Origin of the sequence: Lebetimonas sp. JS138 (assembly GCF_000523335.1) — a bacterium.
Taxonomy (GTDB): Bacteria; Campylobacterota; Campylobacteria; order Campylobacterales; family Nautiliaceae; genus Lebetimonas.
In genome coordinates this window covers 1,201,737-1,228,395 of the sequence record NZ_ATHT01000001.1, presented here as the reverse complement: position 1 = coordinate 1,228,395, position 26,659 = coordinate 1,201,737, and the positions used below count along the sequence as shown (strand labels likewise).

31 protein-coding genes are annotated in these 26,659 nt (G+C 32.7%); 10 read left to right on the top strand and 21 right to left on the bottom strand.

What is annotated here, in order from left to right; genetic code table 11:
* Window positions 1-59: 59 nt before the first annotated feature.
* From DZ67_RS0107030 to DZ67_RS0107005, 6 genes are all read right to left on the bottom strand, one after another.
* Window positions 60-686 carry a HesA/MoeB/ThiF family protein gene (locus tag DZ67_RS0107030; RefSeq protein ID WP_051428203.1) on the bottom strand — a complete coding sequence of 209 codons (627 nt, stop codon included), beginning with the start codon at window positions 684-686 and terminating at the stop codon, window positions 60-62.
* The gene (gene folP / locus DZ67_RS0107025; RefSeq protein ID WP_024787947.1) at window positions 679-1,839 is read right to left on the bottom strand and encodes a dihydropteroate synthase; all 1,161 of its coding nucleotides are present in this window, start codon (window positions 1,837-1,839) and stop codon (window positions 679-681) included. The genes DZ67_RS0107030 and folP overlap by 8 nt, the downstream gene beginning before the upstream one ends.
* Window positions 1,839-2,384 carry a DNA polymerase III subunit delta' gene (locus DZ67_RS0107020; protein ID WP_024787946.1) on the bottom strand — a complete coding sequence of 182 codons (546 nt, stop codon included), beginning with the start codon at window positions 2,382-2,384 and terminating at the stop codon, window positions 1,839-1,841. The genes folP and DZ67_RS0107020 overlap by 1 nt, the downstream gene beginning before the upstream one ends.
* Entirely contained in the window at window positions 2,381-2,914 is a 534-nt protein-coding gene (locus DZ67_RS0107015) for a HobA family DNA replication regulator (RefSeq protein ID WP_051428201.1), read from the bottom strand. The genes DZ67_RS0107020 and DZ67_RS0107015 overlap by 4 nt, the downstream gene beginning before the upstream one ends.
* Window positions 2,914-4,122 carry an aspartate kinase gene (locus tag DZ67_RS0107010; protein WP_024791952.1) on the bottom strand — a complete coding sequence of 403 codons (1,209 nt, stop codon included), beginning with the start codon at window positions 4,120-4,122 and terminating at the stop codon, window positions 2,914-2,916. Before DZ67_RS0107010 ends, DZ67_RS0107015 begins: the two co-directional genes overlap by 1 nt.
* A gap of 106 nt (window positions 4,123-4,228) precedes the next feature.
* Complete coding sequence (locus tag DZ67_RS0107005; protein WP_024787943.1) at window positions 4,229-4,687, bottom strand: RNA pyrophosphohydrolase; 459 nt, start codon at window positions 4,685-4,687, stop codon at window positions 4,229-4,231.
* 44 nt (window positions 4,688-4,731) lie between these two features.
* Here DZ67_RS0107005 and hemW point away from each other — a divergent pair, with 44 nt between their 5' ends.
* Entirely contained in the window at window positions 4,732-5,793 is a 1,062-nt protein-coding gene (gene hemW, locus DZ67_RS0107000) for a radical SAM family heme chaperone HemW (protein WP_024791951.1), read from the top strand.
* A 35-nt stretch (window positions 5,794-5,828) separates the two neighbouring features.
* On the opposite strand, the gene DZ67_RS0106995 is transcribed toward hemW, so the two are convergent.
* Genes DZ67_RS0106995 through DZ67_RS0106970 form a run of 6 tightly spaced genes read right to left on the bottom strand, consistent with a single transcriptional unit; the run spans window position 5,829 to window position 9,833 of the window.
* Entirely contained in the window at window positions 5,829-6,539 is a 711-nt protein-coding gene (locus tag DZ67_RS0106995; protein WP_024787941.1) for a flagellar basal body L-ring protein FlgH, read from the bottom strand.
* 16 nt (window positions 6,540-6,555) lie between these two features.
* Window positions 6,556-7,332 (bottom strand): indole-3-glycerol phosphate synthase TrpC, encoded by a 777-nt coding sequence (gene trpC, locus DZ67_RS0106990; RefSeq protein ID WP_024791950.1) that lies wholly within the window; start codon window positions 7,330-7,332, stop codon window positions 6,556-6,558.
* Entirely contained in the window at window positions 7,271-8,551 is a 1,281-nt protein-coding gene (locus DZ67_RS0106985) for a tetratricopeptide repeat protein (RefSeq protein WP_024791949.1), read from the bottom strand. Before DZ67_RS0106985 ends, trpC begins: the two co-directional genes overlap by 62 nt.
* Complete coding sequence (locus DZ67_RS0106980; protein WP_024791948.1) at window positions 8,548-8,946, bottom strand: YkgJ family cysteine cluster protein; 399 nt, start codon at window positions 8,944-8,946, stop codon at window positions 8,548-8,550. Before DZ67_RS0106980 ends, DZ67_RS0106985 begins: the two co-directional genes overlap by 4 nt.
* A 15-nt stretch (window positions 8,947-8,961) precedes the next feature.
* Entirely contained in the window at window positions 8,962-9,645 is a 684-nt protein-coding gene (locus tag DZ67_RS0106975) for a tRNA1(Val) (adenine(37)-N6)-methyltransferase (RefSeq protein ID WP_024791947.1), read from the bottom strand.
* Window positions 9,642-9,833 (bottom strand): hypothetical protein, encoded by a 192-nt coding sequence (locus DZ67_RS0106970; protein WP_024790063.1) that lies wholly within the window; start codon window positions 9,831-9,833, stop codon window positions 9,642-9,644. The genes DZ67_RS0106975 and DZ67_RS0106970 overlap by 4 nt, the downstream gene beginning before the upstream one ends.
* Before the next feature lie 43 nt (window positions 9,834-9,876).
* Between DZ67_RS0106970 and kdsB the strand changes: the two genes are divergently transcribed.
* Genes kdsB through DZ67_RS0106955 form a run of 3 tightly spaced genes read left to right on the top strand, consistent with a single transcriptional unit; the run spans window position 9,877 to window position 12,368 of the window.
* Window positions 9,877-10,581, top strand: a complete 705-nt coding sequence (kdsB, locus tag DZ67_RS0106965; RefSeq protein ID WP_024791946.1) for a 3-deoxy-manno-octulosonate cytidylyltransferase — start codon at window positions 9,877-9,879, stop codon at window positions 10,579-10,581.
* The gene (pdxA, locus tag DZ67_RS0106960; protein WP_024787934.1) at window positions 10,578-11,477 is read left to right on the top strand and encodes a 4-hydroxythreonine-4-phosphate dehydrogenase; all 900 of its coding nucleotides are present in this window, start codon (window positions 10,578-10,580) and stop codon (window positions 11,475-11,477) included. The genes kdsB and pdxA overlap by 4 nt, the downstream gene beginning before the upstream one ends.
* Window positions 11,478-11,534: 57 nt before the next feature.
* On the top strand, window positions 11,535-12,368 hold the full coding sequence (locus tag DZ67_RS0106955) for a ferritin-like domain-containing protein (protein ID WP_024791945.1): 834 nt from the start codon (window positions 11,535-11,537) through the stop codon (window positions 12,366-12,368).
* 25 nt (window positions 12,369-12,393) lie between these two features.
* Here the strand turns inward: DZ67_RS0106955 and DZ67_RS0106950 are convergent, their stop codons facing one another.
* From DZ67_RS0106950 to DZ67_RS0106935, 4 genes are read right to left on the bottom strand one after another with little or no spacing between them, the layout of a single operon-like run.
* Window positions 12,394-12,954, bottom strand: a complete 561-nt coding sequence (locus tag DZ67_RS0106950) for a 2-oxoacid:acceptor oxidoreductase family protein (RefSeq protein ID WP_024787932.1) — start codon at window positions 12,952-12,954, stop codon at window positions 12,394-12,396.
* Window positions 12,954-13,784 carry a 2-oxoglutarate ferredoxin oxidoreductase subunit beta gene (locus tag DZ67_RS0106945; protein WP_024791944.1) on the bottom strand — a complete coding sequence of 277 codons (831 nt, stop codon included), beginning with the start codon at window positions 13,782-13,784 and terminating at the stop codon, window positions 12,954-12,956. Before DZ67_RS0106945 ends, DZ67_RS0106950 begins: the two co-directional genes overlap by 1 nt.
* A 9-nt stretch (window positions 13,785-13,793) precedes the next feature.
* On the bottom strand, window positions 13,794-14,930 hold the full coding sequence (locus tag DZ67_RS0106940) for a 2-oxoglutarate synthase subunit alpha (RefSeq protein ID WP_024791943.1): 1,137 nt from the start codon (window positions 14,928-14,930) through the stop codon (window positions 13,794-13,796).
* Window positions 14,930-15,229: a 4Fe-4S binding protein gene (locus tag DZ67_RS0106935; protein ID WP_024791942.1), complete on the bottom strand. Its 300-nt coding sequence runs from the start codon at window positions 15,227-15,229 to the stop codon at window positions 14,930-14,932. Before DZ67_RS0106935 ends, DZ67_RS0106940 begins: the two co-directional genes overlap by 1 nt.
* A gap of 210 nt (window positions 15,230-15,439) precedes the next feature.
* Between DZ67_RS0106935 and DZ67_RS0106930 the strand changes: the two genes are divergently transcribed.
* Genes DZ67_RS0106930 through DZ67_RS0106905 form a run of 6 tightly spaced genes read left to right on the top strand, consistent with a single transcriptional unit; the run spans window position 15,440 to window position 22,113 of the window.
* On the top strand, window positions 15,440-17,305 hold the full coding sequence (locus tag DZ67_RS0106930; RefSeq protein WP_024791941.1) for a proton-conducting transporter transmembrane domain-containing protein: 1,866 nt from the start codon (window positions 15,440-15,442) through the stop codon (window positions 17,303-17,305).
* Complete coding sequence (locus tag DZ67_RS0106925; RefSeq protein ID WP_024791940.1) at window positions 17,302-18,222, top strand: respiratory chain complex I subunit 1 family protein; 921 nt, start codon at window positions 17,302-17,304, stop codon at window positions 18,220-18,222. The genes DZ67_RS0106930 and DZ67_RS0106925 overlap by 4 nt, the downstream gene beginning before the upstream one ends.
* A gap of 1 nt (window position 18,223) precedes the next feature.
* Window positions 18,224-18,811 carry a hydrogenase gene (locus DZ67_RS0106920; RefSeq protein WP_024791939.1) on the top strand — a complete coding sequence of 196 codons (588 nt, stop codon included), beginning with the start codon at window positions 18,224-18,226 and terminating at the stop codon, window positions 18,809-18,811.
* A complete protein-coding gene (locus DZ67_RS0106915) occupies window positions 18,812-20,185 on the top strand; it encodes a proton-conducting transporter transmembrane domain-containing protein (protein ID WP_024791938.1) in 1,374 nt (457 codons plus the stop codon).
* Window positions 20,182-21,549: a hydrogenase large subunit gene (locus DZ67_RS0106910; RefSeq protein WP_024791937.1), complete on the top strand. Its 1,368-nt coding sequence runs from the start codon at window positions 20,182-20,184 to the stop codon at window positions 21,547-21,549. Before DZ67_RS0106915 ends, DZ67_RS0106910 begins: the two co-directional genes overlap by 4 nt.
* A 48-nt stretch (window positions 21,550-21,597) precedes the next feature.
* Window positions 21,598-22,113, top strand: a complete 516-nt coding sequence (locus DZ67_RS0106905; RefSeq protein WP_024790934.1) for an NADH-quinone oxidoreductase subunit B family protein — start codon at window positions 21,598-21,600, stop codon at window positions 22,111-22,113.
* Between the two features lie 86 nt (window positions 22,114-22,199).
* On the opposite strand, the gene sucD is transcribed toward DZ67_RS0106905, so the two are convergent.
* Genes sucD through DZ67_RS0106880 form a run of 5 tightly spaced genes read right to left on the bottom strand, consistent with a single transcriptional unit; the run spans window position 22,200 to window position 26,650 of the window.
* A complete protein-coding gene (sucD, locus tag DZ67_RS0106900) occupies window positions 22,200-23,075 on the bottom strand; it encodes a succinate--CoA ligase subunit alpha (protein ID WP_024790933.1) in 876 nt (291 codons plus the stop codon).
* Entirely contained in the window at window positions 23,075-24,247 is a 1,173-nt protein-coding gene (gene sucC / locus DZ67_RS0106895) for an ADP-forming succinate--CoA ligase subunit beta (protein ID WP_024787921.1), read from the bottom strand. Before sucC ends, sucD begins: the two co-directional genes overlap by 1 nt.
* Window positions 24,248-24,278: 31 nt before the next feature.
* Window positions 24,279-24,833 (bottom strand): Fe-S-containing hydro-lyase, encoded by a 555-nt coding sequence (locus DZ67_RS0106890; protein ID WP_024790051.1) that lies wholly within the window; start codon window positions 24,831-24,833, stop codon window positions 24,279-24,281.
* 9 nt (window positions 24,834-24,842) lie between these two features.
* Entirely contained in the window at window positions 24,843-25,703 is an 861-nt protein-coding gene (locus DZ67_RS0106885) for a fumarate hydratase (RefSeq protein WP_024791936.1), read from the bottom strand.
* Complete coding sequence (locus DZ67_RS0106880; protein WP_024791935.1) at window positions 25,700-26,650, bottom strand: malate dehydrogenase; 951 nt, start codon at window positions 26,648-26,650, stop codon at window positions 25,700-25,702. Before DZ67_RS0106880 ends, DZ67_RS0106885 begins: the two co-directional genes overlap by 4 nt.
* Window positions 26,651-26,659: the final 9 nt, after the last annotated feature.

Genomic DNA, 26,659 nt, shown 5'->3' with positions numbered 1-26,659 from the left:
TGATGAAATTATATATAAAAACTTTCTAAAAATCAAGGGTTTTAGGCTAATTTTAAATATTAAAATTTAAATTTTTTTATTTCCAAATCTTTACTGAAATCTATATAATATAAAATTTCTTCTTTAAGCTCGCCTATTAAATATTTTACACCAATCATCGCTTCTATACTGGCGGCCAGGCTTACCATCGGAGGAATTTGTCCTTTGGGGGAAAGTCTTTTTGTTGCAAAAGTGTTAAAATCTGTTTTTTTAAAAAAACCCACCTGGGCATAATATTCATCCACGCTCGTATATACCCATGGAATGGAGTTTTTTTTGGAAAATTTATCAATTTCTTCTCTTGCTTCAAAATTATCTGTTGCATCAAAAACCAAATCCACATCAAAATTCATATCGCTTGAAAATTTATTTTCTACAATTTTTATTTTGGTATCGCATCTTTTTATTTTTTCGCCCAAAACTCTGGCTTTGTTTTTTCCTAAATCATTTTTTGTAAACTGAATCTGTCTGTGGATATTATGAATTTCTATTTTGTCAAAATCAACAATGATAATACTTTCAAGCCCTATACAGCTGATAATAGTGGCCAAAGCATTTCCAAGCCCTCCGGCCCCGACTATTAAAATTTTTTTATTTTCAAGCAGTTTTTGTTTACTCCCAAGAAGTTCTATCTGCCTTCTAAACATCAAATCCCTTAATGGCATCATAAACTTTTAAAGCCTGAAAATGCTCTTTTACATCATGACACCTGATAATACTTGCCCCGTTTCTAAACGCTTCTTGATGAATTGCCAAAGTACCGGGCAGTCTTTCAGAAGGAGTAGTTGAAATACCATATTTTTTCATAATCATATCTATCATAGATTTTCTGCTTGCCCCTATCAAAAGCTCATATCCAAAATGCAAAAAATGCTCCAAATGCTTAATTAACGCAAGATTATCTTCAAGTCTTTTGCCAAAGCCTATTCCAACATCCAAAATTACATTTTTTATTCCAAAATTTTTTGCTTTTGCAATTCTTTGTTCAAAAAATTCGTCGATTTCCAAAATTACATTTTCATAAAATGGATTTTTCTGCATATCTTTTGGAATTCCTTTTTTATGCATAATAATAACATCGGCATTATATTTTGCCGCAACCTCGGCATATTCGTCGCTTTCAAGGCCGGTAATATCATTTGCTATTTTAAAACCGCGCTCAAGTGCATATTCCAAAACTTTGGATTCAAATGTATCTATACTGAAAACAGCTTTTTCATATAATTTATGTTTATAAATTTCATCAATAATTGGGGAGACCCTCTTTAATTCTTCTTCCACCCCGGGATAAACACTTCCAGGTCTGGATGAAACTCCGCCTAAATCAATTATATCCGCACCTTCGTCAATCATTTTTTCAATCTGCTTAAGCGCTTCGCTTCCTTTGAATCTGCTGCCTTCAAAAAAAGAATCTTCATTTGCATTAATAACCCCCATAATTTTTAAAGGAAATTTAGGAAGGTTTACAAAATTTTTAAGCTGTTTTGCCAAATCTTTCAATCCAAACGGCTGAGTGAGCTCTTTTTTGGAAAGTGTAATTAAATGTTTTTCATTACATAACAAAAGCGCATCAAAATATTTGTTTTTGCAGCTTGGAGCCCCTATGGGAACGGCAAGTTCGGCACCAATGCTTAAAGCGTCCTGTTTTAGAATATTTGCGGCGGCACAATTTATGTTTTTAATATAAAAAACATAAACAGAACGCTTTTTTTTCATTATTTCAATTCCGATTTTGTCCACTCCCATTTTTTGCATAACTTCAGCCAAATCAATATCGCTGTTTAATTTATAAATTTTCATTATTTTCCTTTGAAATAAAGCATTATATAAGCCAAAACCGCTTTTTTTTCAATATTCAATTCAAGCATTTTTATAGCATTGCTTAAAACATTCAGCTCTTTTTTTAAATTTTTTTTATTAATCAAATCATAACAAATTGCTTTAATTTCATCTTTATTTAAATCTTTTTGCAATAAATCGAAAATCAAATCATTATTTATTTTACTTAAATCAACATTTACATCTGTTACATTTTTAAAAATTTTATATTCGATGGGAAGCCTTGATTTTATAGTCTCAAGCAATGAATATTTTGATGTCACGGCCAGTATAAACGCAGTATTTGGAGGAGGTTCTTCAAGTATTTTCAAAAGAGCGTTTTGAGAAATTAAATTATATTTTTTTGCGGCAATTAAAATGGTTTTTTCATTTTTGCTTGTAAGATAGGAAATTTCTTTAAGCTCTTTTACATTTTCAACTTTAAATTCATCTGTTATAATCTTTTCATCATATTTAATTTCATTTATACATTTTTCCAAATCGTTTGTAACGATTATTTTATTCAAAGTTCAACCTCACCGAAAATAACCGCTTTTAAGGTTTCATTCAATAAATCCGTTAAATGTAAAAGTTTTAAATCAAGATTTTCATCGATAGATTTTAAAAAGAAGTTTTTATGCAAATCCATATCCATTATCCAGAAAAAAGAATTTTCTTTGCGCCTTGCAAATTTAAGCATCGGAGTTTCAACTCCGATATACCAGAAAATATAATTTTCATTAAAAGTAATATTCAGCATATCCTCTATTAAATCAAAATGCTCGTTCGTTTTTGCATATTCTATTTGGGGTATAAAGGAAATCAGGTCAAAAAAAGGAATAAAAGACGGCTTAAAATCCTGAAAATTATTTATTTTCTGGAGAATATAATCTCTAAGCCATTTTCTTTTGTAATCGGTTATAATTAAAACACATTTTCCTTCAATCACCTGAGAAAGAAATTCACTGATTAAAGGAATCCATTCCAGCCTTTTCTCTTCCATCCATTTTAAGTTTTTTTCTCTTATATATTTTAAAGTAAACTCGTTTAAATCCATTATTTATCCAGATTATAAGCTTTGTGTAAACTTCTGACAGCAAGTTCCCCGTATTTTTCATCTATTATCATAGAAATTTTAATTTCACTCGTAGAAATCATTAATATATTTATATTTTCATCCGCCAAGGTTTTAAATGCTGTTGCCGCCACGCCGCTGTGGGATTTCATACCAACCCCGACAATACTTACTTTTGCAATATCCCTGTCATATTCCATTGCTTCAGCTTTTTGCTCATATTCTCCCAATACTTTTTTGGTAAGCTCAAGTTCGGTTTCAGGTACTGTAAAAGTTAAATTTGCTTTATTGTCTTTTCCGACATTTTGAATAATCATATCCACATTTATATTTTTATCAGCTAATTTTGAAAATATTTCGGCACTGATACCGGGTCTGTCCTCCACTCCAAAAATACTGACTCTCGCCTGATTTTTATCAAGCGCTATTCCACTTACCAAAACTTTTTCCATTTCAGGTGTCTCCTTTGTAATTAATGTTCCTTTAATTTCCGGATTGAAACTTGATTTAACTTCTATATCGACTTCTAATTTTTTTGCAAGTTCCACTGAACGTGACTGCATTACTTTAGCCCCCAAACTTGCAAGCTCAAGCATTTCGTCATAAGTTATCATATTTATTTTTTTAGCTTTTGGCTCTATTCTCGGATCAGTAGTATAAATACCGTCCACATCGGTGTAAATTTCACATTTATGGGCTTTTAACGCCCCTGCAATTGCCACAGCCGTTAAATCGCTTCCCCCTCTTCCCAGGGTTGTAACATCACCTTCCTCGCTTATACCCTGAAAACCGGCTACAATTACTATTTTGCCTTCTTTTAAATGTTTTTGCATTTTCCCCGGATTAATATCCATAATTCTGGCTTTTGTGTGGTCTTTTGTTGTTTTAATTCCGGCCTGCCTTCCTGTCAGGGCAATGGCATCCATTCCCATTGACTGCAATGCAATTGAAAGAAGTGCACTCGTAACCCTTTCTCCTGAGCTGACCAGTAAATCCATTTCTCTTTGAGGAGGCGTTTTGGAAAAATAAGAGGCATAATCAATTAATTTATTAGTTTCCCCTGCCATTGCAGAAACCACAACCACAACATCATTTCCCTCATTTTTTGTTTTTTTCACAATATTTGCAACATTTTTAATCCTGTCCAAATCTCCTACGCTTGTTCCTCCAAATTTCTGAACAATTAACATTAAACTCCTTTTTTACTAATTACACATAGCACTTGGTACTTGGCTTCTTGGCAACTATTAACACTCACTACTCACTACTCACTATTAACACTCACTACTCACTATTTTATATATATCCCAGTTTTTTAAAAAAATTCAAAACTATTTTATAAACGGGCCTTTTAAAGGATTTAACATAATTAAAAATTTTATTTACAGGCACAAATTTATAATCTTCAAACTCCGGATGAGCTGTATTTAAATTAATTTTTGCACCTCTTTTAAGTTTTACCAAAAAATATCTTTGTCTTTGCCCGTCATACGGATACATTTTTTTAGCAATAATTTTGGGAAATTCATATGTTTGCCATTCAGGCATTTTTGCAAGAATCTCTACTTCATCGGTTCCTATTTCCTCTTTTAGCTCCCTTAAAAGGGCTTCCTCTTCACTTTCGCCTTCATCAATACCACCCTGCGGAAACTGCCAGGCATCGACATCGTTTCTTTTGGCTATTAAAACTTCCACTTTTTCGGGATAATTCGGAGATAAAATTACTGCGGCGACATTTGGTCGGTATTTTTTCAATTTATAGCCTTTTTTTTGTAAAATTATACTAAAAAAAGGCCCAAATGTTACTATATATTCACATACCTTTTTGCGACAGTAAATGTAATTACTGCGCATTTAACTCTTATACTAACATAAATCATCTAAAAAAAGATTATTTTAACGCTGTAAAAAAACAGTATTTTTTTGATATAGATTCAAACATTCAGTTTGAAACAGCTTTCATAGGAGGAGGAACACCTTCTACTATGAAAGAGTCGTTTTATGAAAAACTGTTTAAACTCATTGAAGTGAATATAAAAAATATAAAAGAAATAACCATTGAATCAAATCCAAACGTTACATATGAATGGTTAAAAGAAATCAAAAATTTTGGAATAAACAGGATAAGTTTCGGGGTGCAGAGTTTTAACGAAAAAAAATTGAAATTTTTAAACAGAAACCATTCACCCATTCAGGCTGTAAAATCTATTGAAAACGCCAAAAAAGCGGGTTTTGAAAATATAAACCTGGATTTAATTTATGCAACTGCCCAAGACAATAAAAAACTGCTTGAAAATGATTTAAACACAGCTTTTAAACTGCCTGTCACACATATAAGCGCATATTCCCTGACGATAGAAAAAGGGACTAAATGGGAGGGAGATTATTCAAAAAGAAAAGAAGATGAAGAATTTGAAATATGGTTTATAAATAAAATAAAAGAAAAATTTTTTCAGTATGAAATTTCAAATTTTGGAAACATATGCCTTCATAATTTAGGTTATTGGATGGGAAAAGAATATATAGGAATCGGAGCCGGGGCGGTGGGATTTAAAAAATGGATAATGGATAATGGAAAATGTAAAATGTTTAGATATTACACTCAAACAAATGTAAAAGAATATTTGAAAAACCCGACAAAATACTCTTACGAAAAATTAAGTGATGAAGATATAAAAAAAGAAAAAATATTCCTGGGACTCCGCTCAATTATTGGTTTTGATGAAGATATTTTTAATAAAGAAGAAAAAGAAAGAGTGAAAATTTTAATAAATGAAAACAAACTTTATAAAGAAAAAAATAAAATTTATTCAAATGATTTTTTACTGGCTGATGCCTTAACTTCTTTTATCATTTCTTAATTTATCACTCAACATTCATAATTTAACATTAAATACTACCATGGGGCAATAGCATCCCAGATTTTAGCAAACCAGTTTTTTTCTATGTTTCTTTTTATATCACCCTGGGTAAAATATTTAATTTTGGCATCGGCTATATATTTTGAATCAATAGTATTATCCGCTGCAATATCCTGAGGTCTTATTACACCACTTAAGGCGATTACCTGTTTTTGTCCGTCTAAATAAACTTCCCTGGTGCCGTAAATAAAATAATTTCCGTTTTTTAATACTTTAATAATTCTGGCACTGATTGTTGTTTGAAAAAGTTCATTATGCTGCTGAGTTCCGCTTCCGTTAAAAGTTCTTGTAGAATTCATACTGGGCAGCCCCAGTGAAATACCGGTTTTCCCAATATGGGCGGTATGCCCGGCAACACTGACACCTCCGCTGATTCCCGCATCAAAAGTTCCGCCGTTATCTGAATTTGCTTCTGAAAGTTTTTTACTTGCCTGGGATGACTGTTTAACGGTTTCTGTAATTAATACAGTTACAATATCATTTACTTTCATGGCTTTTGTATCAGAAAACAGGTTATCCCCGTTTGTAAAAAGCGAGCCCGGATTTTTAGGATAATTAACATTTTTACTCGGCATTTCTTCCACATATTTAGGAGGTTTCATGTTAATAGTAGGATCCATTGGATGCTCGGCACAACCAATAAAAAAAATTAAAAAAGTTAAATTTAAAAAATATTTTACATTCATAAAATTATTGCCTTTTTTAATAAAAAGCAAAAATCATTCCCTTTAATTTCAAAACCTCTTTTTTTATATCATTTCCCCTCATAAAATATTCACCCACCAAAAATGCGTCTACACCGTTTTTATACAGCTTTTTTACAGTTTCAAAACTATTTATTCCGCTTTCAGCCACGACAATTACATCTTTTGGCAAAAGCGGCATCAGCTTTTCACTTAAATCCATATGCATTTCAAACGTTTTAAGGTCCCTGTGATTAAATCCGATAATATCTGCTCCTACATCAAGAGCTTTTTTTAAATCTTCTTCATCGTGAATTTCAAATAAAACCTCTAAATTAACACTTTTGGCAAAATTATATAATTCTTTAAGTTTTTCAGTATCAAGCGCTTTTGCAATGAGTAAAATAAAATCGGCACCGGCATTGTAAGCCTCTGCTATTTGGTAAATATCGATAATAAAATCTTTTCTAAGAAGCGGTATTTTAGAAAATTTACTTATTTCTCTAAGATATTCTAAACTTCCCTGAAAAAAGAAAGGCTCGGTTAAAATACTCATGGCGTCCGCAACTTCGTTATATATTTTGGCAATTTCAACCGGATTAAAATCTTCTCTTATTATTCCTTTACTGGGACTTGCTTTTTTAACCTCTGCAATAATTCTGTAAGGGTTGTCCGAAGTTGATTTAAGGGCTTTTTTTACATTTTTAAAATTTCTTTTTATGTTTAACAGTTCATCAATGCTTTTTTCTTTTTTCAGATTTTTTTGAGTTTTTTGTATGATTTTTTGAAGTATCATAAAAGCACCTTTTTATAAGCTTTTTGTGTTTACTGATTTCTTTATCGTCCGTATCTATATTTTTAATAATATCCCATGCGGTTTTGCATTTTTTTAATTTATAATATCCCCAGGCAAGCGAATCTATATAAGCTGTATCGTCAGGCTTTATTTTAATAGCCTTTTTTACATATTCTATACCTTCTTTTGGATTAATATCGTATTCAATTAAAAGATAACCCAAAAAATTATTTATATAATCATTGTCAGGATAAAGTTTTGCTAAAAATTTAAGTTTCGGAATAACTTCCAAAGCAGCCTCTTTATTATTATATGCTTCATATTCATAAATACAGTATTTTAATAAAAAAGCCGGATTATTTGTTTTATTAAATAACCTGTAAGCAATATTCGCAGCACCTTTATATTTATTAAAGCTTTCAAAAAGAATCAGTTTATATTCGTCTCCAAGATTATATTTATCAATAAGTTTTAAAGCTTTATTGAAATCTCCGTTATCTATATAAATTTTTAAGGCAAAAATAACATACTTTTTATCATATTTACCCATTAATGAATATATATAAGCCAAATTTTCAAAATCCTGCGTCTGGCGGTATATTTCGGCCAAACGTTCACAGACATCTGTTTCACAGCCGTATATTTTAAGATGTGTCCTGAGATATGCAAGCGCTTCATTATATTTTTTTATTTTTATTAATAAATCTGCTAACGCCAAAAGAGTATGTTTGTTATGATTAATAGCATATAATGATTTTATATAATCGGCAGCTTTATTATATTTTTTTTCTTTTATTAAAATATATGACATAAGTTCATAAAAGAGAGGCTCTTTCTTGTTAAAATACGTCAACAGCTCTTTTTTTGCCTCACTGCCTTTTTTAAGTTCGAGCAGAGAAAAAATTCTGTATTTAAATATTTCTTTATCCAAATTTTTAATATTTTCGGTTAAATTTAAAACTTTTTTATATTTTTTGGCAAAAAACAAATCTTCTATTTCTTTTTTAAAATAAACATTTTTACCGGTTTTTTTATATAAAAAATCATAAATATCGGCGGCTTGGAGGGGCTTATTGTCATTTTCCAAAACCAGAGCTTTAATTATATAATTGTCTTCCTGGTCAAATGCTTTTTTACCGATTTGAGGTTTTTTAACACTGCATGATATAAAAAACAATGCAAATACTAATAAAATTAATTTTAATTTTCCATTATTCATTTTTCATTTTCCATTTTAAAAATCACTCCCGGGCATTCGTTTTTTAATTCTTCATAATATCTTTCATCTTTATACCTCTCCCAAAAAGGAAATGTTTTGCATTGATTTGGCCTTACAGGATAAATTTTACATCCGTTTTCAAAAAATATACATGCATATCCCTTTTTGTACGGTTTTTCTTTTATTGAATATTTATATCCAACTTTTATTAAGAATCTGTCGATAAAAATATTTTTGTCAATCCCTAAAAAATCGGCAATAGCTTCTATTTCTTTTGGATTTACCCAAATGTATCCGCTCTCGCCTATGCAGCAGTTTCCTTTGCATTTTTTGCAGGCATCGGGATTAAACTTAAAATCAAATCCGTCTTTACTTATCAATTTTTCACTTCTCACCACTCACTCTTTTCGCTATATTTTTACGCTTTTAGTATTAGCTTTTTTATATATTTCATATGCTTCATTTGAATAATTTTTACCTTCAAACCCGATTAAAGGAGGATGAACATTTATCATTGATTTAGCGTGCCTTTTGGCTCTAATCAAAACCAACGATGCGTTTTTGCCAATCCTCGGATACATAAACCTCAAATCCGTAATTTTAAGGGGTTTGGGGATTTTTGAAATTATATCATCTATTCTTTTTGCATCATAACAGAAAATAAATTCCCCTCTTTCTTTTAATAGAGCGTTTACTTTTTTGAAAAAATCTTTCATAGGTAAAAATTCCTCATATCTTGCAATTTTAATTATTTCATTTTCACTTTTCAGTGTTCCTTTATAAAAAGGAGGGTTTGAAATAATATAATCAAATTTTTTATCAAATCCAAATTTTAAAAAATCATCATTGACAATGTCAGCTTTTAAATTGTTAACTTTTAGATTTTTTACAATTAATTCACTCATTATTTTTTGTTTTTCAATAATGGTTAAATTAATTTCAGGAAAATCCCTTTTAATTAAAAGCCCTAATACTCCGCATCCCCCGCCTACTTCTAAAACATCGCCTTTTATATTAAATTTGGTAATAAAATCATACAAAAAAAAAGTATCAGAATTATAACAGTAACCCTCTTCTGGCTGATATAGAATCAATCAGTAAGCCCCAGTTCATCTAAAATAGGTTTAATGTCTTCTTCATAATATTTCATTAACAAATTCGGTATCAGATTCATAGCGTCTTTATCGTGTTTCCATTCATCAATTTTTTCCAGAATTATGCTTTTTTTCTTTTCGTCTATATGTTTTGCGTTTTTTACTTTTTCTTTAATTTTATTAATCATTTTAAGCCTTTTTTTTGTAAAATTATACCTAAAAAGGAAACAGATGATTATAATTCCAGCAAGACTCTCTTCTTCAAGACTGCCAAACAAAGTTCTTCTAAACATAAAAAACAAACCCGTTATAATATGGTGCGCCCAGAGCGCAAAAGAAGTTGATGATGTGGTCATTGCCACCGATTCAAAAGAAGTGATTGATGTTTGTAAAAAATACGGATTTGAAGCGGTACTCACAGATAAAAACCACAAAAGCGGAAGCGACAGAATAAAAGAAGCAAGCGATATATTAAAACTCCCAGAAAATGAAATTGTTATAAATATGCAGGGAGACGAACCGTTTTTAGAACCGGTTATACTTCAAAAAGTTAAACAAAAACTGATTGATTTAAACAGAAACTTTAAAATGGTAAGCTGTTATAAAATAATAGACGAATTAAGCGCCCAAGACCCCAATTTAGTGAAAGTAGTAATTGATAATAATTCTGACGCTTTGTATTTTTCCCGCTCAAAAATTCCATACAACAGAGACAACCGGGCACACAAATATAAAGGACATCTCGGGATTTACGGTTTCGATAAAAAAAGCCTTGACATATTTACAAAAATGCAAGGAAAATTAGAACATATTGAAAAACTAGAACAGTTAAGAGTTTTAGAAAACGGGGAAAAAATAGCAATGATTGAAGTTGAATCTAAAAGTTTCGGGATTGATACAAAAGAGGATTTAATTAAAGCCAGGGAAATGGCATGAAAGTAGCAGTAAGCATTGGGGATTTAAACGGAATCGGGCTTGAAATTGCTCTAAAAAGCCATAATAAAATAAAAAATTGGGTAAAACCTGTATATTGTATAAATAAAACAATGCTAAGTAAAGGTGCAAAACTATTAAATTATGAAATTCCCGATGATTTTGAAACATTGGAAGTTAAAGGGGATTTTGAGATTAATCCGGGGGAAATAGACAAAAACAGCGCCGAATATTCATTTAAGAGTTTTTTAAATGCTATTGAACTTGCAAAAGAAAAAAAAGTAAACGCAATCACAACCCTTCCAATAAACAAAGAAGCCTGGGCAAAAGCCGGAATCAAATACAAAGGACATACGGAAGTTTTAAGGGATATTTTTAAAAAAGAGGCAATTATGATGCTCGGATGCGAAAAGCTGTATGTCGCTTTATTTACAGAACATATTCCCCTAAAAGAAGTGCCTTCAAAAATAAAAAAAGAAAAATTAATACAGTTCTTTATTGATTTTTACAGAAGCACCCATTTTGAAAAAATAGGCGTTTTGGCACTTAATCCTCATGCGGGAGACGGAGGTGTTTTGGGTGATGAGGAAATAAAAGAAATATTTCCGGCTATTATAGAAACAAACGAAATTTTGGAAAAAGAAATTTTTTACGGACCGCTTGTGCCGGATATTGCCTTTAAAGAAAAAAAAGGAAATTTTATTGCAATGTATCACGACCAGGGACTTGCGCCTCTTAAAGCTTTGTATTTTGATGAAAGCATAAATGTAAGTCTTAATCTACCGATATTAAGAACTTCAGTTGACCACGGAACAGCATTTGACATCGCCTATAAAGGAATAGCAGATACAAAAAGTTATGAAAATGCCATTAAATACATTATTAAACATAAAAATTGATTTATATCAATAAAAAAAATTTTTCTTTTGATACAATTAATCAAAAAAGGAGAGGTAATGATTGATTATCAAAAATTAATAAGATTTTCTCATGAAAGTTTTATTAAATTTATTTATGCAAGTGTAATGGTAAAAGAAACGAATGCCAAAAAATTATTTGAAGATATAGCAATGTTTAAATACAGACATATGGTATGGGCAATGGCTGATGCAAAAAATGATGACGTAAAATTTAATATGGATTTTAATACTGAGGAAATAAGAAAAATACAAAAAAAATATGCATCCGATTTATTAGAGGAGCTTGTTAACGATTTAGAGGAAAATCTGAAATTTTATAAGGATTACAACACACCTACAATAAACAGGTTGAAAAATGACGACAGTTATTTTTTAAGTCAAATTAAAAAACTGGATTTGGAATGTATTATTACAGCATTTAATGAAAATAAAGAATTATCCGGTGTTAAACTTGATGAAAACGCAAAAGCGGCACTTGTGTTTTTCTTAATGGAAGAGACATTCAAAGAATATGAATTAATTACAATTTATTCATATTTAAAAGCATTTTCAGATAATGAGGTTGCAAATTCCGCTTTTACGGATTTGGCATATGATTCAATTTATCATTTAAGAAGATTTGCACAGCTTGCAAGTGAAATGGGTGTGCTTACCCTTCCAAGACCGATACCTCACGGAAAATATGAAAATATTGGAATTGTGGAATTTTTAAAAGAAAATATTGAAGAAGAAATGGATGCTGAAAAACAATGCCTGATTTTAGCCGAAAAAATAGGAAATGAAGAATTAAGCAACTTTTTACTGTTTATTTCACGACAGGAATTATATCATGCGGAACTTCTAAAAAGAGCTTTGAATTCATTGAAATAAATTCAAAAGCAAAAGCTTTTGAATTTTATGAATTTTCTTTTTCTAAAGCAGCAACTGCGGCTTGGAAACCTAGTTCAAATGCTTTTTTGTTAATCTCAACCGCTTTAGGCGGAACTGTTTGAATCATAGTTTCATATACCATATCTTTGTCTATATCATTCATTTTTGTAGCAATTGCAAGAGCCACAACTGACTGGGTAATAACATTTCCGACTTTTTCTTTTGCGATATCAATAATATCTATAGCAAACATTTTCCATTTCGCTTTGTCATCATCACTCGGATAAACCAGATTCGGTTCATATACAATTATACCGCCTTCTTTAACACCTTCTTTAAACAACTGATAAGATTTATCTGCAACACTGAGCATAAAATCAATTTCACCGTCAACCGCATAAGGATAAAGAATAGGCTCATCATCTAAGATAATATCAACTTTTGTAGGGCCTCCCCTTACCTGGGAAGTATAGGTACCTACCTGAATTCCGTATTTACCGGCCCTGACATAAGCTCTTGCTAAAATTTCACCGGCAAGAAGGACACCTTGTCCTCCAACCCCTGTAAATCTTAATTGTTTTCTCATTATTTACCCCTTACTCTATCGATTAATTTATAGTATTCTTCACAATATTCAGGTTCCTCTTTTTGATATAAAATTCCTCTTGGTTTTTTACCCTGTTGTTTTAATTCATATTTTTCCTCTTCACTTAATTTATCCCATTTTGCTTTTGGAACTAAATTGCTTTCAATCCAGTCAATATTCTGTTTTGCTTTTGCCATTTTATTCTTTCTACCGAAGTTAACATGACAGTTTGAATGGACATCTATAAAACTGAACCCTTTATGCCCAAAAGCTTTTACAAAAATTCTCTCTAATTTTTGAGCTTCGGCCACACTTTCTCTTGCTACGAAAGTCGCCCCTGCCCCTTTAGCCAGTTCACAGGCATCAAAAGTCGGGTCGATATTTCCATACTGGGTAGTCACCGACCATGCTCCTTTTGGTGTTGTAGGAGAAACCTGGGAGTTTGTAAGTCCGTAAATAAAATTATCGACTAAAATGAAATTTAAATCTATATTTCTTCTGCATGCGTGAATGGTGTGGTTACCTCCGATGGCAAGTCCGTCTCCGTCACCCGCTACAACGACAACATGTTTATCAGGATTGGCAAGTTTTACTCCTGTTGCATAAGCAAGTGTTCTTCCATGGGTAGTATGAACCGTGTTTGCGTCAATATAGCTTGAGAATCTTCCGCTGCATCCGATTCCGCTTACAACACAGACATCGTTTTTATCCCATCCGAGTTTTGCCATAGCTCTTATAACAGCTTTCATAATAATACCGTCACCGCATCCCCAACACCAAAGTGTCGGCATTTTTTCCGTTCTTAAATAATAATCATAATTAAACGCCATTGTTTCTCCTTATACCATTTCTTTTATTTTTGCTTTAAATTCAGCAGGGCTAATTGGTCTTCCGTTTGCTTTAAATAAAGTATCAAATGTTTCGGCTTTTCTTCCGCTTGCTCTTTGAATTTCTTTAAAATATTGACCTTTATTCATTTCAGCCACCAATACTTTATCAAATTTTTTGCACACTTCATCAATTTTTTCTTCCGGAGACGGCCAAAGTGTAATCGGTCTGAATAATCCCACTTTAACACCCTCGGCTCTAAGTTGTCTGATTGCTTCTTTTGCCGCCAAGCTTACACTTCCGTATGCAATAACTAAAATATCGGCATCATCAAGCATATATTCTTCATAACTTTCAATTTCATCTTTGTGAGCTAAAATTTTATTAAATAACCTGTCAATTAATTCCTGTGAAAGTTTCGCATCTTCTGTAGGAAATCCTGTTGGTCCGTGATGAAGCCCGGTAATATGATATCTGTATCCTTTAAAAAATGGATTTAAAATTGCAGGCTCATCCATTGGAACATTATACGGTTCATATGTTGCAGGATCACCTTCATATACCCTTCTGTTGACAATATTTTTTTCAACTTCATCTTTTGGAGGAAGTGTGGCTTTTCCTATCATATGTCCAAGTGTTTCATCAAGTAACACAAATACAGGTGTCATAAATCTTTCAGCTAAATTAAACGCCCTGACTGTTTCGCTGTAACACTCATCCAAACTTCCCGGACACAGTGAAATTGACTGATAATCCCCATGAGTGGGTGCCTGAGCCTGTAGAATGTCCTGTTGTGCAGGTCTTGTCGGAAGCCCGGTTGAAGGTCCGCCTCTCATTACATTTGTAATCACCAAAGGGACTTCTCCCATAAACGCAAGTCCGATTTGTTCGGCTTTTAGACTTATTCCGGGGCCTGAAGTATTTGTCATAGCCTTGGTTCCGCTCATACTGGCCCCAAGCGCAACTGAAATACCTGCGATTTCATCTTCCATTTGAATAAATACACCTCCTACTTTTGGTAACAGTCTGCTCATTTCATGGGCAATTTCACTTGAAGGTGTAATCGGATATCCTCCGAAAAACCTGCATCCTGCATCAATTGCTGCAAGTGCCGCAAGCTTATTTCCTGTTGATACTACTTCTCTCATTACGCTTCTCCTTTTAACTTCTTAACTTCATTTAATTTTTTAAATTTAAATTCGTCTCTTTCCGCTACAAAAATACAAAAATCAGGACATTCAAGCTCACATTCCCTGCATCCTATACAATATTCCGGATGGGCAACTTTAACCATCTGACCTAAAATATTATGAGGGTCAACGACCATTTCAAGAACCCCGGTAGGACAAAAATCTACGCAAAGTTCACAGCTTTTGCATTTATTTTCATCTACCCACACAGGTGTGTTTTCTGGAGCTTTTAATTTAAAATTTACATTTAACGCCATGTATTCTCCTTTTATTCTTTGTGTAAATATAATAGCATATAAAAAATGATTTAACTTAATCTGTTTTTCAAAGTTAAAAAAATAATATTATATTGTTACTTTTCGAAACTATAAAAAAATTAAAAATTAATACAAATTTAATAACAAATAAAAAATATTGGTAGTATAATTTCACTGAAACTTTCCCAAATCATTTTAAAGGCGAAATAGATGTTCGAATTTAATTCTTTTTCTGTATTGTTTTTATTTTTAATTTTTTTAGGTGCGTTGCCCAATCTGTTTTACATGGCTGGATATTTAAGCCATATTGAAAGAAAATTCCATTTTTTATTGCATTATTTTACATTTATTATTTCAATGATTGGCGTAGTATTAAGTAATAATATAGTTGTATTTTTATTTTTCTGGGAACTTATGAGTCTGAGTTCATGGCAGCTGATTTTAACCGAACCGGATGGAAAAAACTTAAAAGCCGCCAGATTTTACTTTTTTATGACACATTTCGGTTTTGTGTTTATATTACTGTTTTTCCTGCTTGTTTCGCCGCAAAATTTATTTATGCCTTTTAGCTTTTTAAAATTAAATATGGCCAATTTCAAATATCCGACTCTTCTATTTATTTTAATGTCTCTGGGCTTTTTAAGCAAAGCCGGAGCAGTGCCTCTTCATGTATGGCTTCCGTATGCCCATCCGGCAGCCCCTTCTCCCGTTTCAGCCTTAATGAGCGGAGTTATGCTAAAAGTTGCAATTTTTGCATTTTTAAAATTTTTATTTATGATTCCTTCATGGCCTATAGAATGGGGAATTATTATATTGATAATAGGGACATTGAGCGCGCTCATAGGGGTATTGTATGCTCTTAGCGAACATGATATAAAAGCTCTTCTTGCAAACCATTCGGTAGAAAATATTGGAATAATATTAATAGGTATAGGCGTAGGTATGATATTTAATACTTTAAATATGCCCATTTTAAGTGCTTTTGCTTTTATTGCTGCGATTTATCATACATTTAACCATATGAGTTTTAAATCACTTCTTTTTATGAGTGCGGGAAGTATATTATATGAAACTCACACCAAAAATCTTGAACAATACGGCGGACTTATTAAAAATATGCCGATAACCGCTTTTAGTTTTTTACTCGCCGCCGTTTCCATATCAGCCCTTCCCCCTACAAACGGCTTTTTGAGTGAATGGATGACATTTCAAAGCATGTTAAGTTCAAGCGGAATAAGCAACATTGCTTTAAAACTTGCCTTTCCATTTTCTATTTTTGCCCTTGCCCTTACCGGAGGTCTTGCAATTGCATGTTTTGTAAAAGCATTCGGTATTGCATTTTTAGGACTCTACAGAAGCGAAAACGCAAAAAACGCAAAAGAGGTAAATATTTTAATGCAAATAGGACAGATTTTAATGGGTATAGTTGTAATTTCTTTAATGCTTTTCGCCCCTTTTGTTATTAAATTTATAAATATTTCAACACCTGTTTTAAATATTTATAATAAAATCTTTCCGGATATCTGGATAATGCACAGTGTAAATTCCAATGGTGGAAGCGTATCTCCTCTGATACTGTTTTTTGCCTTAATAATCGTAACTGCAGTTATTTATTTAATATATAAATCGTTAAATATAAAAACAAGAACATATCACACCTGGGGATGCGGATACGAAGTTAATAAAACCAACCAGTATTCATCAGTGGGATTTGCCGGACCAATCAGAAAATTTTTCACATGGCTGTATAGACCAAAAGAGCATAGGGTAAAAGAAACTATTTTAGGACATAATACTAAATTTATATATTCTTTTTATGAAGTGCATGTAAAACCTCTGTTTGAAAAAAGTTTATATGACGGAAATGTAAAATTAGCCAATATTATCAGTTACTATGTATATAAAATTTCGCATTTCGAAAAAACAAAATATGTCGCTTTAATTTTTAATCTTTTGATTTTAGTTCTTTTTTCTTACAGGGTTTTTTATCATCAGGTTTCCTGGGGCGAAATATTGCTTGAAATAACTGTTATGGCTATTTTTATCAAAATATTACTTTTAGGAGACAGAAAATGATTGATTATTTTTTGAGTATAATTTTTATAGCTTTAGTTTCCCCTTTTTTAACTGGTATGATTAAATCAATAAAAATGTTTCTTTTGTTTAAAAAGCCCCTTTCACCTTTTCAATCTTATATTGATATAGCCAAACTTTTTAAAAAAGAGGTAATATATTCAAAAGAAACAAGTCTTATTTCAAAAATGGCGCCTTTTTTAATAATTTCCCCTTTGATTATTGTTTTGTTTTTACTGCCCCCTGTTTATAACAAAAGTTTTTATATTTCATTTATGGACGCATTTACAATCACAGGGCTTATGAGTTTATCTACATTCTTTCTTATGCTTTTAGGACTTGACAGTGCAAGCAGTTTTGGTGGTATTGGCTCAAGCAGGGAAGCTTTTATTTCCGCCATGGTCGAACCTGCAATGATTCTTACCATTTTTGCTGTTTCTTTAATGGGGGGAAATATTTCAATTTCAAAAGCGGCTGTATCTCTTTCAAATCATTTTCCTATTATTTACAGTGCCAGCTTTATACTTTCCGCAATAAGTTTTTTTATTTTGTTGATAGCTGAAAACGGCAGAATTCCGGTTGACAATCCCGAAACCCATCTTGAGCTTACAATGGTTCACGAAGCCATGATACTTGATGCAAGCGGGGCTAATTTGGCTTTAATAGAACTCGCGGGAAGTTTGAAATTTGGAATTTTTGCCTCGCTTTTTGCAACACTTTTTATGCCTTTTGGAAGCAATTTATGCTGGTGTTTGGCTCTCGGTATTTTTATTATAAAACTTTTGTTAATTGCCGTAATGGTAGCTTTGGTTGAAGTCAACACGGCAAAACTCAGACTTTTTAAAGTACCTAATTTACTTGCGGTAGCCATAATTTTCGGATTTTTGTCTTTAACAACTTATTATATTTTAGGAGCATAAAATGACAAACGTTTTAATAGGCTTTTTTATAGCTGTTTTAATTATAGAGGCTATTACTACAAGGCTTTATACACTGTTTTTATGGTATGGTTTAAATTCTTTATTCCTGGGACTTATTGCATTAAATATAGGTTTGGAAATAAACGATAAAGCCCTTTTGATTACAGGGACTCTTACTATTTTAATTAAATCGCTTTTCATTCCTATAATAATGAAATATCTTACCCAAAAATTTTCCATTCCCAGAAAAATTTATCCAAAAATCCCTATTTATTATCAAATAATTATTATTCCGCTTCTTTTGGTTTTCACATATTATTTAATTGCACCTGTTATAAATAATTTTGAAATACATAAAAATTATATAGCAATATCAATAGCATCTCTTTTTATTGCAACACTTTTAATTATAGAACATAAAAATATCGCAGCAAAAATAATAGGATTTTTAAATGTTGAAAACGCCTTGTTTCTTTTAGGGGTTTCAGCCACCGAAGGAATGCCAATGCTAGTTGAACTTGGTATTTTTGTTGATTTATTAATGTTTATTATTATTATAAATTTACTTTTGAAATATCAAGGAGAATAAATGGAATTTATATTTTTACCGCCGATAGCAATTTTTATTTTAAGTTTTTTCAAAATAAACAGAATTGCTATGAGTCTGATAGCTTTAAGTATTATTTTCCCGGCTATTTACATTTTCAATAATCATTTTACAAACACCCTGTTTTTTGTGGATAATTTAAACGCTTTTGTAATTTTAGTTTCATCAATAGTTTCCATAGGAATAAGCATAGGTGCCATTTCATTAAAAGATAGAATAAACCTCAGTGAAGATGAATATAAAAAATTTTACAGATTTTACGGAATATTCTGGCTTGGGGTAATTATTTCAATTTTAGCAAACAATATGGGACTTTTTTGGATAGGACTTGAGTTTGCCACTCTTTCAACTGTTTATATGATAAAAATCATACCTTCAAAAGAGGCACATAATGAGGCCTGGAAATATTTAATTGTAGGTGCAATCGCCATTGCTTTAATATTATTCGGAATTATTTTGATATATGCATCCGGAAAAGCAAATTTAGGCGAAAACGCTATGAACTTTTATATTCTTGAGGCACACACCAAAAGCCTTAAACCGTTTCTTTTTGAATTAGGTTTTGCAATTGTGGCAACCGGAATGTTTATTAAAATGGGATTTTTTCCTATGAATTTATGGCTTGCGGATATTGAAAGACACTCTATTTACCCGGTAGGGGCTCTTTTTAGCGGAATACTTGAAAGTGCCATTATTTTAGGATTTTTCAGATTTTCCAAAATTGCAATGGAGGTTAATTATTCCCATTTAATCGCTTTTACATACATTTATGCCCTTTTTACTCTTTTTATAGTAAGTTTTTTAATTTACAGAAGCAAAGATTATATAAGACTGTTTTCCCTTTCCGGTATAGAACATATGACTCTAATATCAATATTTTGGGTCAGCGGAGGATATTTTGCGGCTTTACTTCATTTTGCAGCCCATGCATTTTTTAAACCTGCTCTGTTTTTAAGCGGCTCTGTAATAGAACAAAACGGAAAATTCAGATTTAAAGGCAGCTTGAATATTCCTGTTATGGGTAAAATATTAATTTCTGCTTTACTGCTTGGAATTATTTCCCTGCCTCCCAGTCCAATGTTTTTCAGCGAAATTTTCGGATTTAAATCAATGATTGATTTGGCAAAAAATTCCGAATATTTTGGAGTAATGATATTTACCATTTTCCTAATTTTAGTATTTTTAAGTGTTATTTTTTACAAATTTGTTAATATATTTCAAGAAGGAGTATACAGCTATGGTAAAAAAGGAGATGTTAAAAAAAGCGAATATTTAATGCTTATATGGTTTATAATCGCTTTATCTGTTTTAATTTTACCAAACACATTTAATTACCTTGAAGGAATTGTAAAATGAGACTGATAGCAAGATTTGCCAGGGAAAATAAAGATAATTTTGAAATTATTGATGTTTTTGAGCAGGAAATAAAAAAAACACAGATTGATAAAAAGAACCCGTCTGTAAAAACCATTACAGACATATATCCGGCAGCAATATGGATGGAAAGAAAAATAAAAAATGAATTTGGAATAAATTTTGAAGACAGTTTTGATGAAAGGCCTCTTATCAAACACGAAAGATTTCCAAAAAATATATATCCTATGAGAAAAAATTTTACACAAAAAAATATAGAATTCAGTGAGTTTGAACCTTATCAATACGAAGAGGTAAAAGGTGAAGGCGTATTTTATGTACCTGTCGGTCCTATTCACGCAGGAATTATAGAACCGGGTCACTTTCAGTTTTCACAGGCAGGTGAGGATATGCTGCACATTGAAGTAAGACATTTTTATAAATACAGGGCAATTGAAAAAATGTGTGAAAACAAAACACCTCTTGAAATAAAAAAAATAGTTGAAAGAATAAGCGGTAATGAATCAATAGCTTATCAAATCTGTTTTTTTGATATTTTACATCAGGCGTCTGAAATTGAACAAAGCGAAATTTATAAAAGAAAAACGGCTATTTTATTAGAAATGGAAAGAATAATCAATCATTTAAACGATTTGGGCTTTATTCCAAACGATGCAGGTTTTTCTCCGGCTTTAGCGTTTATGAGCCAATTAGCAGAAGACGCAAGAAGAGTTTTGGCAAAAGTTACAGGTCACAGATTCGGATTTGGTGCAATAAATGAAGAGATGAATTATGATTTTAAACCTGTATTTGAATTTTTAAATTATTTAGAAGAAAAAATGAACTTCTTTGAAAACTGGATAATTGACATTCCTTCCCTTTGGGACAGATTTGACACCACAGGAACCTTAACTAAAGAAAAAGCCGTAAAATACGGTGTTGTAGGGGTTGGGGCAAGAAGCAGCGGAATTAAAATAGATAGAAGAGATAACGAATGGTACAAATTACACGGCTTTGAAATTCAGCTTGGCAAAAAAGGTGAAGTCAGTGACAGGTTTTTACAAAGAATTAAAGAAATTAAAAATTCAATTGAAATAATAAGAAACTGTAAAATAAACAATGAAAATAAAAAAATAGAATTTAATTATTTTAAAGACGGTGAATATTACTCATTTACAGAAAGCAGCATAGGCGAGCTTTTTATGTATATAAATATTAAAAACGGTTTAATAGACAGATTTTATGTAAGAGATCCGTCTCATATAAACTGGCAGGCTTTTCATACCTGTATTTATAAAGATATTATTGCAGATTTTCCGCTTATTAATAAAAGTTTTGATTTAAGTTATGCGGGAAATGACCTTTAATTAAATGAATAATGTAAAATGGAAAATGGAAAATTAAGGAGAATTTGAATGTTAAGATTTTGGAAAGAAAGATTCAAAACAGGTATAGTCACAGAAAATATCGAGATTGACAAAGAATTAGAAGAACTTAGGAAAAATTTAAAAGATAAAATAAAAAAACTTTTTGCAGGAAGTCTTGCAATAAGAATGGTAGATAGTGGAAGCTGCAATGCATGCGAAGCCGAATGCAACGCCTTAAGCAATCCTTATTACGACCTTGAAAGACTTGGAATCCATTTTGTTGCAAGCCCGAGACATGCGGATGTTCTACTTGTAAGCGGTGTAATGACTATGAATATGTATCATCATGTATGGGATGCTTATCATCAGGTTCCAAATCCAAAATGGGTAATAACCCTGGGAGATTGTGCCAAAGATTTGGGGGTTTTTGAAAAAACATACGCTATAAAAGGAATTGATTTACCGGTAGATTATCATATCCCAGGATGTCCCCCAACTCCGAAAGATATTATTAAAGGATTGATTGAATTTTTAAAAAAAATAGAAACAGAATCTAAAAATTAATTTTCTTTTTCTTATTTTCAACAAATAAGATAAAAAGTGTCAAACACTAAATTATAAAATAAAAAAGAAAGAAAAGGAAAAAGTTATTATCTGTTTTTTAAAGCCTTGGCTACGGTAGCTCCGATATCTGCAGGAGATTCAACTACATAAGCTCCGGCTTCTTTAAGTGCCGCCATTTTTTCAGCAGCGGTTCCTTTACTTCCGCTAATAATTGCACCGGCGTGCCCCATTCTTTTACCTTTTGGTGCCGTTTGTCCGGCAATAAATGCAATTACAGGTTTTGTAATTTTTTCTTTAATAAGTTTTGCTGCCTGAATTTCCAAATCGCCTCCGATTTCACCAATCATTACAATAGCCTCAGTTTCAGGGTCTTCTTCAAACATCGGTAAAAGTTCTTTATAACTTAGCCCGATAATAGGGTCTCCCCCGATACCGATGGCGGTGGTAATTCCAAATCCGGCTTTTACAACCTGATTACTTGCTTCATAAGTTAGGGTACCTGATTTGGAAATAAGCCCTACATTTCCCTTTTTGAAAATGCTTGCTGGCATAATTCCTATTTTACATTCTTCCGCCGTCACAATTCCCGGGCAGTTTGGCCCTATTGTTTTCATGCCTTTTTTTAGGGCATAATGTTTAGCCATCATCATATCCTTTACAGGAGCACCTTCAGTAATAATAACAGCAAGTTCAATTCCCCCGTCAGCCGCTTCCATAACGGCATCAGCAACAAATGCAGGCGGAACAAAAATCATACTAACAGTAGCGCCTGTAGCTTTTAGGGCATCTTCAACAGTATTAAATACGGGTTTTCCTAAATGAGTCATACCGCCTTTATTTGGAGTAACCCCGCCAACTATTTTAGTCCCATATGCCATACATTGTTCTGAATGGAAAGTTCCTTCTTTTCCTGTAAAACCTTGTACTATTACTTTTGTATCTTTATTTACTAAAATACTCATTATAGCTCTCCTTTCGCTGCTTTAACCGCTTTTTGTGCTCCATCTTTCAAATCACTTGCCGGAATAATATTTTTGATATTTGCATTTTTAAGAATTTCCGCTGCTTCAGCGGCATTTGTTCCATCAAGCCTTACAACCAACGGTACATTTACTTCTACCTTTTCAGTTGCCTGAAGTATTCCGTTAGCAATTCTGTCACATCTTACAATTCCACCGAAAATATTTACAAAAATACTTTTTACATTAGGATCGCTTAAAATAATTTCAAATCCTTTTGCAACTGTATCAGGATTTGCTCCACCACCAACATCAAGGAAGTTCGCAGGCTCCCCGCCTTCGTGTTTGATAATATCCATTGTAGCCATTGCAAGTCCTGCACCGTTTACCATACATCCGACATTTCCGTCAAGTTTAATATAACTTAGACCGTATTTCTTAGCTTCAATTTCAGTCGGTTCTTCTTCGTCTAAATCTCTCATTTCAGCAATATCAGGATGTCTGTATAGTGCGTTATCGTCAAATCCCATTTTTGCGTCAAGTGCTAAAAATTTATTATCCCCTGTTTTAATAAGAGGGTTAATTTCAATCATTTCGGCATCATTATCCACATAAACATTATAAAGAGCTTTTGCAAATTTTATAAATTCTTTTTGCTCTTCTTTATTAAGGCCTAGTCCAAAAGCCAATTTTCTTGCATGAAATCCCTGAAAACCGATTGTCGGGTCAATTGATACTTTTACAATCTTTTCAGGTGTTTTGGCTGCAACTTCTTCTATTTCCATACCGCCCTCTGTTGAAGCCATCATAACCGGCATTTCAAGAGCCCTATCAAGTACCATTCCAAGGTAATATTCAGCCTTGATATCAGCACCTTCTTCAATATAAACTTTTTTTACCACTTTCCCTTCAGGCCCTGTCTGATGGGTTACAAGTGTCATTCCAATCATCTCTTCAGCCAGTTTTTCCACTTCATCAAGACTTTTTGCCAATTTCACACCACCGGCTTTTCCCCTGCCGCCTGCGTGAATCTGAGCTTTTACAACCCATAAATTTCCGCCGAGTTCCTGAGCTACTTTTTTGGCTTCGGGACCGCTGAATGCAACTCCCCCTCTTGGGGTCGGAACACCGTATTTTTTAAATATTTCTTTTGCCTGATATTCATGAATATTCATTTATTCTCCTTTCAGTTATTTACTTTATTAATTATTTTTGCTCCCAAAGTTTTCTTCCTTCTTCATATAAATCATTTCCGTAAATATCATTTATAACAACCACAGGAAAATCTTCCACTTCTATTCTTCTTACGGCCTCAGGTCCAAGTTCAGGATAAGCGATGATTTCAGCTTTTTTAATAGCTTTTGCAATAAGTGCCGCCGCACCCCCTGTAGCGCCGAAATATACTGCTTTATATTTTTTACACGCATCTATTACATCTTTATTCCTTTTTCCTTTACCAATCATTCCCTTTAGACCGTGTTCTATTAAAGTAGGAGCATAAGGGTCCATTCTATAACTTGTGGTTGGTCCTGCACTTCCGATAGGCTCACCAGGTTTTGGAGGGGTAGGCCCTACATAATAAATAACGGCACCTTTTAAATCAAACGGAGGTTCTTCCCCGTTTAAAATCAAATCTACAATTCTTTTGTGAGCCGCATCTCTTGCTGTATACATAGTTCCGCTTAAATAAACCAAATCGCCTGATTTTAATTTACTTACATCTTCATCAGTTAATGGGGTAGTCAATTTATATTCAGCCATTTTTTCTCCTTAAATAATTATATGAGCATGTCTTGATGAGTGACATTGAATATTTACAGCCACAGGAAGTGATGCAATATGACACATTCTGTTTTCATATGTTTCTATATGAACTGCAAGAACAGTTTCAGTTCCTCCCATTCCCATAGCACCGATTCCAAGTTTATTAAGTTCAACTTTAAGTTCTTTTTCAAGCTGATCTAATTCCGGGTCTGGATTTGGAGTTCCTATATTTCTAAATAACGCATGTTTACTCATTACAGCGGACATATCAAAACTTCCGCCTATTCCAACGCCTACAACAAGAGGCGGACATGGATTAGGACCTGCATCGCTTACAACTTTTTTTACAAATTCTTTTATTCCTTCTTTTCCGGCAGCAGGTGCCAAAACAGTTGCACGGCTTACATTTTCGCTTCCTCCACCTTTTGCTGCAAATTCAATATCTATTTTATCGCCTGGAACAATGTCAAAATAAATAATAGGAGGAAGGTTATAACCTACTGTATCTTTTAAATTAGCCCTTGTAAAACAATCACATGTACTGGCTCTTAAGTACCCTTCTTCATAACCTTTTTTAGTTCCCTCATAAATAGCTTCTTTTAATGTTCCGCCGTCAACCTTTACATCTTCGCCCACTTTTACAAAATAAATGGCAAGCCCTGTATCCTGACATAAAGGTTTTGTTTCATTTTTTGCAATTTCGGCATTTTCAAGTATCTGGGCAAGAACAGCCCTGCTTACTTCACTTTTTTCTTCTTCATAAGCTTTTTTTAGGGCTTCAAGCATATCAGGTGCTAAATGTGTTGTGGAATATATTATTGTATCCCTTATTGATTTGACAATATCTTCATATTTTACTACTCTCATTTTTTCTCCTTAAAAAAATCTTTATCTAATATATTTATCATTTCTTTTACGGTATCGCTTGAACGTCTGAAAAGCTCTCTTTCACACGGATCAAGTGTAACTTCAATCACTTTCTCAGCCCCGTTGCTTCCAAGCATTACAGGCACTCCGTTAACAACACCGTTAACGTTGTATTCACTCTCCAGAAGAACCGCACACGGAAAAATCTGTTTGGAATCTTTAAGTATTGCCTCAACCATAATAGCCGTTGATTTTCCGGGGGCAAAGTATGCGCTTCCCGTTTTTAAATATCCCACTATTTCAGCTCCCGCTTTCTTTGTTTTTTCGACAACTTCATCAATTTCTTTTTGAGAGAGTAAATCACTGAGAGGGACACCTGCAACAGTGGAATATTTTGGAAGCGGAACCATAAAATCCCCGTGTCCGCCTATTACACTTGCCCTTATCTGTCCTGCACCGTAACCTAATTTTTCATAAATAAAATATGCCATTCTTGCACTGTCAAGTATTCCAGCCATTCCCAGTACCTGATTTCTTTTAAAATTACCTACTTTCAAGGCTGTATAAGTCATAGCGTCAAGAGGATTGGATACAACTATTATTATAGCATCCGGAGCAACACTTTTTAAATTATCGATAACATCTTTCATAATTTCCGCATTTTTTAAAAGCAAATCTTCCCTGCTCATTCCAGGCTTTCTCGGAAATCCGGCAGTTATGACAACAACTTTGCTTCCTTTTACATCTTCATAACTGTCAGCCGCCCTCACAATGGAATGGCTTCTCACAGCGCTTGCAGCCTGACTCATGTCAAGCGCCTTCCCTTTTGCCCTGTCCGTATCTCTGTCAACCAATATAACTTCATGAGCAAGCCCTTGCATTGCAAGGGAATATCCGACTATGCTTCCGACATTCCCGGCACCTACAATTGAGACTTTATTTGTCATTTTTTTCCT